9 protein-coding genes and 1 tRNA gene are annotated in these 7,712 nt (G+C 50.4%); 5 read left to right on the top strand and 5 right to left on the bottom strand.

From position 1 onward, the window contains the following. A tRNA-Leu gene (locus QZP87_RS01160) sits at nt 1–87 on the bottom strand. 468 nt (nt 88–555) lie between these two features. On the opposite strand from QZP87_RS01160, the gene QZP87_RS01155 reads away from it, so the two are divergent. Then, nucleotides 556–783 (top strand): hypothetical protein, encoded by a 228-nt coding sequence (locus tag QZP87_RS01155; protein ID WP_291321091.1) that lies wholly within the window; start codon nt 556–558, stop codon nt 781–783. 26 nt (nt 784–809) lie between these two features. Beyond that, entirely contained in the window at nt 810–1,454 is a 645-nt protein-coding gene (locus QZP87_RS01150; protein WP_291321090.1) for a PHP domain-containing protein, read from the top strand. Nucleotides 1,455–1,476: 22 nt separating this feature from the next. Here QZP87_RS01150 and lpxC read toward each other — a convergent pair whose 3' ends face one another. The 4 genes from lpxC to rpmE all read right to left on the bottom strand — a co-directional run bounded on the left by lpxC (nt 1,477) and on the right by rpmE (nt 5,200). Next, the gene (gene lpxC / locus QZP87_RS01145; protein WP_291321089.1) at nt 1,477–2,400 is read right to left on the bottom strand and encodes a UDP-3-O-acyl-N-acetylglucosamine deacetylase; all 924 of its coding nucleotides are present in this window, start codon (nt 2,398–2,400) and stop codon (nt 1,477–1,479) included. Nucleotides 2,401–2,714: 314 nt separating this feature from the next. Beyond that, nucleotides 2,715–3,554: a peptide chain release factor N(5)-glutamine methyltransferase gene (gene prmC, locus QZP87_RS01140; RefSeq protein ID WP_291321088.1), complete on the bottom strand. Its 840-nt coding sequence runs from the start codon at nt 3,552–3,554 to the stop codon at nt 2,715–2,717. Nucleotides 3,555–3,589: 35 nt separating this feature from the next. Then, a complete protein-coding gene (prfA, locus tag QZP87_RS01135; protein WP_291321087.1) occupies nt 3,590–4,660 on the bottom strand; it encodes a peptide chain release factor 1 in 1,071 nt (356 codons plus the stop codon). A gap of 330 nt (nt 4,661–4,990) precedes the next feature. After that, complete coding sequence (gene rpmE / locus QZP87_RS01130; protein WP_291321086.1) at nt 4,991–5,200, bottom strand: 50S ribosomal protein L31; 210 nt, start codon at nt 5,198–5,200, stop codon at nt 4,991–4,993. A gap of 391 nt (nt 5,201–5,591) precedes the next feature. Here rpmE and rpsB point away from each other — a divergent pair, with 391 nt between their 5' ends. The 3 genes from rpsB to pyrH are packed head-to-tail and all read left to right on the top strand — an operon-like array spanning nt 5,592 to nt 7,711. Continuing rightward, nucleotides 5,592–6,386: a 30S ribosomal protein S2 gene (gene rpsB, locus QZP87_RS01125; protein WP_291321085.1), complete on the top strand. Its 795-nt coding sequence runs from the start codon at nt 5,592–5,594 to the stop codon at nt 6,384–6,386. A 3-nt stretch (nt 6,387–6,389) separates the two neighbouring features. After that, entirely contained in the window at nt 6,390–6,989 is a 600-nt protein-coding gene (gene tsf, locus QZP87_RS01120) for a translation elongation factor Ts (protein ID WP_291321084.1), read from the top strand. 2 nt (nt 6,990–6,991) lie between these two features. Further along, entirely contained in the window at nt 6,992–7,711 is a 720-nt protein-coding gene (gene pyrH / locus QZP87_RS01115; protein ID WP_291321083.1) for a UMP kinase, read from the top strand. Nucleotide 7,712 lies beyond the last annotated feature (1 nt).

The raw sequence follows: 7,712 nt of genomic DNA, 5'->3' as shown, positions 1-7,712 counted from the left end.
TGGTGCCGGGGGAGGGATTCGAACCCTCATGGAGTCACCCCCGCGGGATTTTGAGTCCCGTGCGTCTACCAATTTCACCACCCCGGCTTTAATTTAAATAATAATGCACTGGGCTTAATTCAGTCAAGTGGTATTTTATACATGCGGGTGGTGTAAAACCCTTTGACCTATGGCAGGCCTTGTGGCAGAAAACAGTGAGTACTGTAACACTACAGCGACACTTTGTATAAATTATCGCCCCGGCCACCGGAAACAGGCACTTTTGCCGATCTCAAACCTTAAAACGCCCGGACTGTCCGGCGGCAAAAGAGTCAGTCCCGTAGTCTGTTTAGGGCTTTGCATGTGGCACGGGGACTGGCTCTCCCCGCACTTATTTTTTCGCTGATGTGAAGATCATTACTGAAAAATAAGTGCGGGGGTGCCTGTCCTCTGCTTTCCTTAAAAGCGCTAAACAGTTACCTGCACAAGCAGTACTGGTGGGACGGTCCCCAGGCCTGGTGCCAGTAAACAACCACCGAGGACCCCCTGAATGGTTGCGACATAACAGGAGTCTTGATGCTCAACGATAAATTATTAGGTGATCTGGAAAACTACATCAAGTCCGGAGACCTCGAGCAGGACTTTGAATGTTCTTCTGAGGAGCGCCGAATGGAAATACTGGATTACCTGGAAAGGCTTATGGACCTGGCCGAGCTGGCCGATGAAACAGCTACAAGGATAATCTTTAAAAACAGTGAACTGGGACAAATGTTTGAGACCGGGGACAAAAAGGAAAAGGAGTAATCTCCTTCCCCAACGAGGTAAACCACGTGTCCTGCTTTTTTGATTTGCATGTCCACTCCAGCATCTCCCCCTGCAGCATCCTGTCTCTGGAGGAAATCCTTGCAGAAGCCCGCTCCCTGAGTCTGGACGGAGTCTGTATTACAGACCACAATACATTGGAAGCTGGAATCCTGGTCCGGGAGGGTATCCAGGAGGACGGTCTGTGCGTCATAATAGGACAGGAATATTCCAGCCTGGACGGACATTTTCTGATATTTGGACCTGAGAAGGAATTTGAACCTTACCTGCCAGGGGAAGAGATATCCAGACGGGTAACCAGACTGGGGGGAGTGATGATAGCCTCGCACCCTTACAGGGCAATGCAGAAAGTGAATGAAAGACTGGCTTCATCAGGCATCATAAGCTATGCAGAGGGCCTTAACGGCAGAAATTCCGGTTTGGAAAATTCCCTGGCCCAATTATGGCATGATAAATATGGAATCAGCCTCACTGGAGGCAGTGATGCCCACAGCATTGAAGAGTTGGGCAGGGTGGGGACCTTCTTTTCAGAGCCGGTACGTTCCAGAGAAGAACTGGTCAAAGCCCTGTTGAGCAAAAACTGCAGGCCTGTGCACAACCCGCACTTTCGGCAGAAAGCCAGGTGGATGCGGTCTTTAGTGACTCACTGGTGAAAATCAAAAAACAGCTCCGGCTTCAGGCCCAGGCAGGCTGGGGCTGAAAAGCACCCTGGGGTTCGAATGCAGGCACTTTCTGATCCAGGCAGTCAAAATCCACCCAGTGCAGGTAGTCATCCCTGTTTTCATCCAGGAACCTAAGGAAAGAATTGTTGAAGGCGTGTCCCGAGCAGTGCACCTCAAAGGATCCCCATAGGGCGGCCCCCATGAGGCTTATATCTCCCATGAAGTCCAGGGTCTTGTGTCTCACCAGCTCATCACTGTAGCGAAGGCCGTCAGGATTGATTACCCCATACTCGTCCAGAACAACGGCATTATTCAGGGTGCCTCCCAGGGCCAGCCCCATACTTTGCAGCTTTTCCACGTCCTTTAAAAAACCGAAAGTTCTGGCCTTGGCCAGAGACCTGACGAAATGCTGGGGATTGTGCTCGAATTGGTAGGATTGATTGCCAACCAGGGGGTGAGAATAATCGATGGTATATTTTATCTTGAGGCCGCTGTAAGGTTCGGCCTTAATCCAGCGCTGCCCGTTTTTATAAACCAGGGGCCGGCTAAGCCCCAAAATCCGCCGGGGTTTTCTCTGCCTGCGCAGGCCGGCTGTACGAAGGAGAAAAACAAAAGAGGCTGCGCTGCCGTCCATTATGGGAAGCTCGTTTCCTTGGACATCGATGTAAAGATTATCTATACCAAGCCCGGCTACAGCTGCCAGCAGATGCTCAACTGTAGCTATGGAGACGTCGCCGTTGCCTATGGTCGTAGCAAGCTCCGTGGATTTTACAGAATGCGGAGTGGGATATAGCTTTCTGGAGCCGTCCGGGCCTTTGTGAACAAATACCAACCCAGTGTCTTCATCAGCCGGCCGCATATGTAGACTGACTTTTTTCCCGCTGTGCAGACCCACGCCAAAGCACTTTACATCTTTTTTGATGGTTTGCTGCCTCATTCATGCTTCCTCCTCTTGGAAGCCGATAAGCAAAAAAAGTACCAGTATTGCTAAACAGCAACTACCTGAAATTATGAACTTTATTTTTGGGGTAAATTTTAACTGTTGTGTTTTTTTAACAAAAACTGTTTTTTTTCAGCATCAACTCTATCCCTACAACGCAACTTATAAAATATGTGCTGGTTAAATCAGGGACAGGCACTCCGGCACACCCACTTGAATGTGTTTTTGGGCCTTTGGAGCCTGATTTTCAGCTTCAAGTGGGTGCCGGAAGAGCCAGCCTCCTTGAGGCACAAACAAGTTTCGTTGTAAGGTTATTTAATTATGACCGCTGCCCTGTCCAAGCCTGCCAGGTCCCTGAACATTTGGAAGTTTCTCCATCCAGAAAAAATTTCGCGAATACGGTCGGCCTGCCAGTGGCCCATTTCAAGAAACAAAGGGCTCCCTCTGCGCAAGGCTTGTGCAGCCACTGCTTCCAGCCTTTTTATATGTCCCAGTCCCTGATCCGGCGACAACAGGGCCAGAGCGGGCTCAAAACAACGCACACTTTTATCCAGTGCAGCAAACTCATCTGCACAGACATAAGGGGGGTTACAGACAATAAAATCAAGGCGCTGATTCATTATTCCCTGCCCCATGTCTCCCTTAAAAAATAATATACGGTCAGACACACCATGCTTACAGGCATTTGCACGGGCAATCTCCAGTGCCTGCATGCTGATATCACAGGCCAGACAGGCAAACAAGGGAAACTTGAGGGCTATACATATCCCCAGGATCCCGCTTCCCGTGCCAATGTCAGCAAATACCATTTCCTGTTTGGGGGGGAACCATCTCCCAGTCAGCTCAACCAGCATCTCCGTCTCAGGCCTTGGAATCAAAACTCCGGGGCTCACCTTGAAATCAAGGCTGTAAAATTCCTTTTGCCCCAAAATATAGGCTACAGGCTCCCCTCCAGCCCTGCGTGAAATCAGGCGTTGAAAATACTTTTCAATGTTTTTGCCTGCCTGCTGATCTAATATCAGCACAAGTCTTTCGCAGGAGCACTCCAGGACATGAGCCATGAGAAGCCTGGCCGAAAGCCCAGGGGAATCAACCCCGGCCTCAATCAAATCACTGGTGCCCCCGGCAAGCAGAGAAGCTATGATCGGCATATTGTAAAAGACTTTTAGAGTAAACCCGGAACTGCTCAGGCAGCCTGGGCATTCTGGAGGGCCAGAGCCTGGTGGTTCTGTACCAGGGGATCTATAATGCCGTCCAGGTGCCCCTGCATGACCGATTCCAGATTGTAGAGGGTGAGATTGATGCGGTGATCAGTGACCCTGCTTTGAGGAAAATTGTAGGTGCGGATTCTTTCGGAGCGATCTCCAGAACCTACCTGGGCCCTGCGGTTGTCATCCAGTTCCTTCTTCTGCTCCTGCTCCATGACCTGCAAAAGCCTGGACCTTAGAACCTTCAAAGCCTTGGCCTTATTCTTGTGCTGGGACTTTTCATCCTGGCAGGAAACCACCAGGCCGGTGGGGATATGGGTAATCCGGACCGCAGAATCAGTGGTATTGACGCTTTGCCCTCCGGGTCCAGAAGCCCGGAACACATCCACCCGCAGATCATTGGGATCAATGCTGACGTCCACTTCTTCGGCCTCGGGCAGGATGGCCACTGTTACAGCCGAGGTGTGAACCCGTCCCTGGGATTCGGTTTCAGGTACCCGCTGCACCCTGTGCACCCCGGACTCGTATTTGAGCCTGCTGTAAACCTTTTTGCCCGCTATGGAGGCTATGACTTCCTTCAGGCCCCCTGATCCAGTTTCCTGCATGTTGAGTATTTCCACCCTCCAATTACGTTCCTCGGCATACCTGAAATACATGCGAAAAAGGTCAGCGGCGAACAGGGCAGCCTCTTCACCACCGGTACCGGCCCGAATCTCCAGGATAATATTCTTGTCGTCAAGGGGGTCACTGGGAACAAGCTGTAATCTCAGGTCCTGTTCAAGCTTATCTTTTTTTTCCTGCAGGCCTTCAAACTCGGACCGGGCCAGTTCGCGAATCTCGGGGTCAGCGTCTCTCATAAGTTCCCTGTTTTCCTCCATCTCTGTGACCACCTGCCGGTACTCCCGGTATGCAGTCACTATAGGGCCCAGTTCCGAGTGCGACTTGGAGAGCTTTTTGTATTTCGCATGGTTGGAAAATATCTCCGGGTCACTCAGGTCGGTTTCTATTTGCAGGTATTTATGTTCCAGTTCATCCAGCTTGGCAAACATATTAAAATCCGTTTCGGCGGTTTATTGATCCCTAAGGCGGGCTGTGCCCGCAAACAAAGAAAAGAGTTACTCTTGACGTATCTGTTCAGCGCTTTGGATGTGGCATGGGGACTGGCTCTTCCGGGACCCACTTGTCCCAGAAATCGAGTCATTTTGAGCACAAATTGATGCTCAAGTGGGTCCCGGAGTTGCCTGTCCCCTGCTTTCCTTAAAAGCGCTAAACAGATACCTCTTGACCAAATTGGGACAGTCCCGCACTTACTATTCTGATGAACCACCCTAAACAGATACTTGTTCTGAAAATTTCAATCAGCGGATAATCCCGAAACCCTACTGCGCCGCCTGCCCGTATTTCTTTTTGAAGCGGTCAATGCGGCCTGCAGAGTCAACAAACCTCTGCTGTCCGGTAAAGAAAGGATGACACTGGGAACATACCTCCACAGTGATTTCCCGGCCGGCGGTGGATTGGGATTCGAATTCACTGCCGCAAGCACATTTTATCTTGGTATCGTGCAGGCTGGGATGTAAATTTTTTTTCATTACAGTCACCTCCAATTTTTGAAAGACCAAAGTATATAGAACATCTGACAGGTATTGGCAAGATTATTTTCAGACATTTTTTTTGAAATCACACTAATACTACAGCGACACTTTAATTTGAGCTGGAAGGGGACAGGCACCCCGCACTTCTTTTGCTTACAGAAGACTGACGGATTTTAAAATAAGTGCGGGATGCCTGTCCCCGGTGGCCGAGACGATATTTTACACAAAATGTCGCTGTAGTGTTAATGTTGGGACTTGCCAGTCATAAATTTTTATCTTATAAAGAGAAGTTTCTTAAAACACACGCCCGGGCGAAGCCCTGTGGGTGCTTTTCGTTGTTGAAGAGCCGTTGACCGGGCGGAGGAAAAACCCTTTGGGAGGAATCTTAATGAGTTATGTAACCATGAAGCAGATGCTTGAGACCGGGGTGCACTTCGGTCATCAGACCAAGCGCTGGAATCCGAAAATGAAACCCTACATATTCGGGTCCAGAAAAGGCATTCACATTATTGACCTGCAGCAGACGGTAAAGCTTTACCAGCACGCCCATGATTTTATTTTGGATACAGTCGCCGCCGGCCAGCAGATCCTTTTTGTGGGCACCAAGAGGCAGGCCAGAGAAGTTATCAAGGTAGAGGCAGAACGGGCCGGTATGTTTTACGTTACCAACCGCTGGCTGGGCGGCACATTGACCAATTTTCAGACCATCCGCAAAAGCATTGACCGTCTCAAGACACTGGAAAAAATGTTTGAGGACGGCAGCGTGCACCGCTTTGTCAAAAAAGAGGTGGCCATGATACAAAGAGAAGCCAACAAACTCAATGCCGATCTGGGTGGTATCAAGGACATGGACTCCCTGCCCGGGGCCGCTTTCATCATTGACCCCAAGAAAGAGGAAATCGCCATTAAGGAGTGCCGCAAACTCAACATACCCATCGTTGGAGTGGTGGACACCAATTGCGACCCGGATCTTATTGACTTTGTCATTCCTGGAAACGACGACGCTATCAGGGCCATAAAACTTTTTGCAGGCAGCATAGCCGATGCCTGCCTGGAAGGTATGTCCAAACGCGGCGACAGGGAAATGCAGGAAGATATGGCTCTGGAAGACCAGGAGGCAGGGGCCGGAATAATGCAGACGGAAAAAGAACCTGCCATGCAGGACGATACACAGGAGGAGTAAAACATGGTTGACGCCCAGAAAGTAAAGGCGCTTCGTGACAAGACCGGGGCCGGAATGATGGACTGCAAAAAAGCTCTGCAGGACAGCGGAGGGGACGAAGAAAAGGCCATTACCTGGCTTCGGGAAAAAGGCCTTTCCAAGGCCCAGAAAAGAGCCGGACGGGCTACTTCTGAGGGTTGGATAGGCTCATATATCCACAGCAATGGTAAAATTGGAGTGCTGGTGGAACTAAAATGTGAAACAGACTTTGTGGCCAAAAGCGATCAGTTCCAGCAGCTGGCCAGGGATCTGGCCATGCAGGTTGCCGCCACCAGCCCGGTATGCGTAACGCCTGAACAGCTGCCCCAGGAGCTTGTTGACAAGGAAAAAGACTTCTATAAGCGTCAGGCTGAAAAGGAAGGCAAGCCTGAGCACATAGCCGAAAAGATTATTCAGGGTCGTCTGGAAAAATATTACAAGGAAGTCTGCCTCATAAAACAGCCCTATATCAAGGACGATTCCAAAAGCATAGAAGACCTTATCAACGACACGGTGGTGGTTCTGGGGGAAAGTATCCAGATCGGGCGCTTCACCCGTCTGGGACTTGGTGAAGGGGCTGAGTGACAATGTCCCCACTCAAATATCGCCGCGTGCTGCTGAAGCTCAGTGGAGAAGCCCTGGCAGGCGATCGTGAATACGGCATGGATCCAGACACTGTGACTTCAATCTGTCGGGAAGTAATAGCAGCCAGAGAGCTTGGGGCGGAAATCGCCCTGGTCATAGGCGGTGGCAATATATTCCGCGGAGTGTCCGAATCCGCCCAGGGCATGGACCGGGCATCCGCGGATTACATGGGTATGCTGGCAACGGTGATGAACTCCCTGGCGATTCAGGATATCCTGGAAAAGATGAATGCAGATACCAGGGTCTTGAGCGCCATAGCCATGCACGAGGTGGCCGAACCGTATATCCGGCGCAGGGCCCTTAGACATCTTGAGAAAAAACGTATAATTATCTGTGCAGCCGGCACCGGCAATCCTTATTTCACCACCGACACAGCAGCTGCCCTCAGGGCCATGGAGCTCAAGGCGGACGCCATTTTCAAGGCTACAAAAGTGGACGGAGTCTTTGACAAGGACCCGGTGACTAACTCCGAAGCCTTGAAGTACGAATCTCTGTCATATATCGACGTACTGAGCAGACGTCTGAAAGTCATGGATTCGGCTGCTGTTTCCCTGTGCATGGACAACGATATGCCGCTGGTGGTTTTCAACCTTTTCCAGCGGGACAATATTATCCGGATTCTCAAGGGTGAAAAAATCGGCACTATGGTACAAGGAGGATAAC

Source organism: Desulfonatronospira sp. (assembly GCA_003563255.1).
Lineage (GTDB): Bacteria > Desulfobacterota > Desulfovibrionia > Desulfovibrionales > Desulfonatronovibrionaceae > Desulfonatronospira.
This window is presented reverse-complemented; position numbering and strand designations above follow the sequence as displayed.

What these genes read in the sequence shown, in the direction of transcription:
- tsf (WP_291321084.1), top strand. Translation starts at nt 6,390, where the DNA reads ATGGTTGACGCCCAGAAAGTAAAGGCGCTTCGTGACAAGACCGGGGCC.
- rpmE (WP_291321086.1), bottom strand. Translation starts at nt 5,200, where the DNA reads ATGAAAAAAAATTTACATCCCAGCCTGCACGATACCAAGATAAAATGT.
- prfA (WP_291321087.1), bottom strand. Translation starts at nt 4,660, where the DNA reads ATGTTTGCCAAGCTGGATGAACTGGAACATAAATACCTGCAAATAGAA.
- lpxC (WP_291321089.1), bottom strand. Translation starts at nt 2,400, where the DNA reads ATGAGGCAGCAAACCATCAAAAAAGATGTAAAGTGCTTTGGCGTGGGT.
- rpsB (WP_291321085.1), top strand. Translation starts at nt 5,592, where the DNA reads ATGAGTTATGTAACCATGAAGCAGATGCTTGAGACCGGGGTGCACTTC.
- pyrH (WP_291321083.1), top strand. Translation starts at nt 6,992, where the DNA reads ATGTCCCCACTCAAATATCGCCGCGTGCTGCTGAAGCTCAGTGGAGAA.
- prmC (WP_291321088.1), bottom strand. Translation starts at nt 3,554, where the DNA reads ATGCCGATCATAGCTTCTCTGCTTGCCGGGGGCACCAGTGATTTGATT.
- QZP87_RS01155 (WP_291321091.1), top strand. Translation starts at nt 556, where the DNA reads ATGCTCAACGATAAATTATTAGGTGATCTGGAAAACTACATCAAGTCC.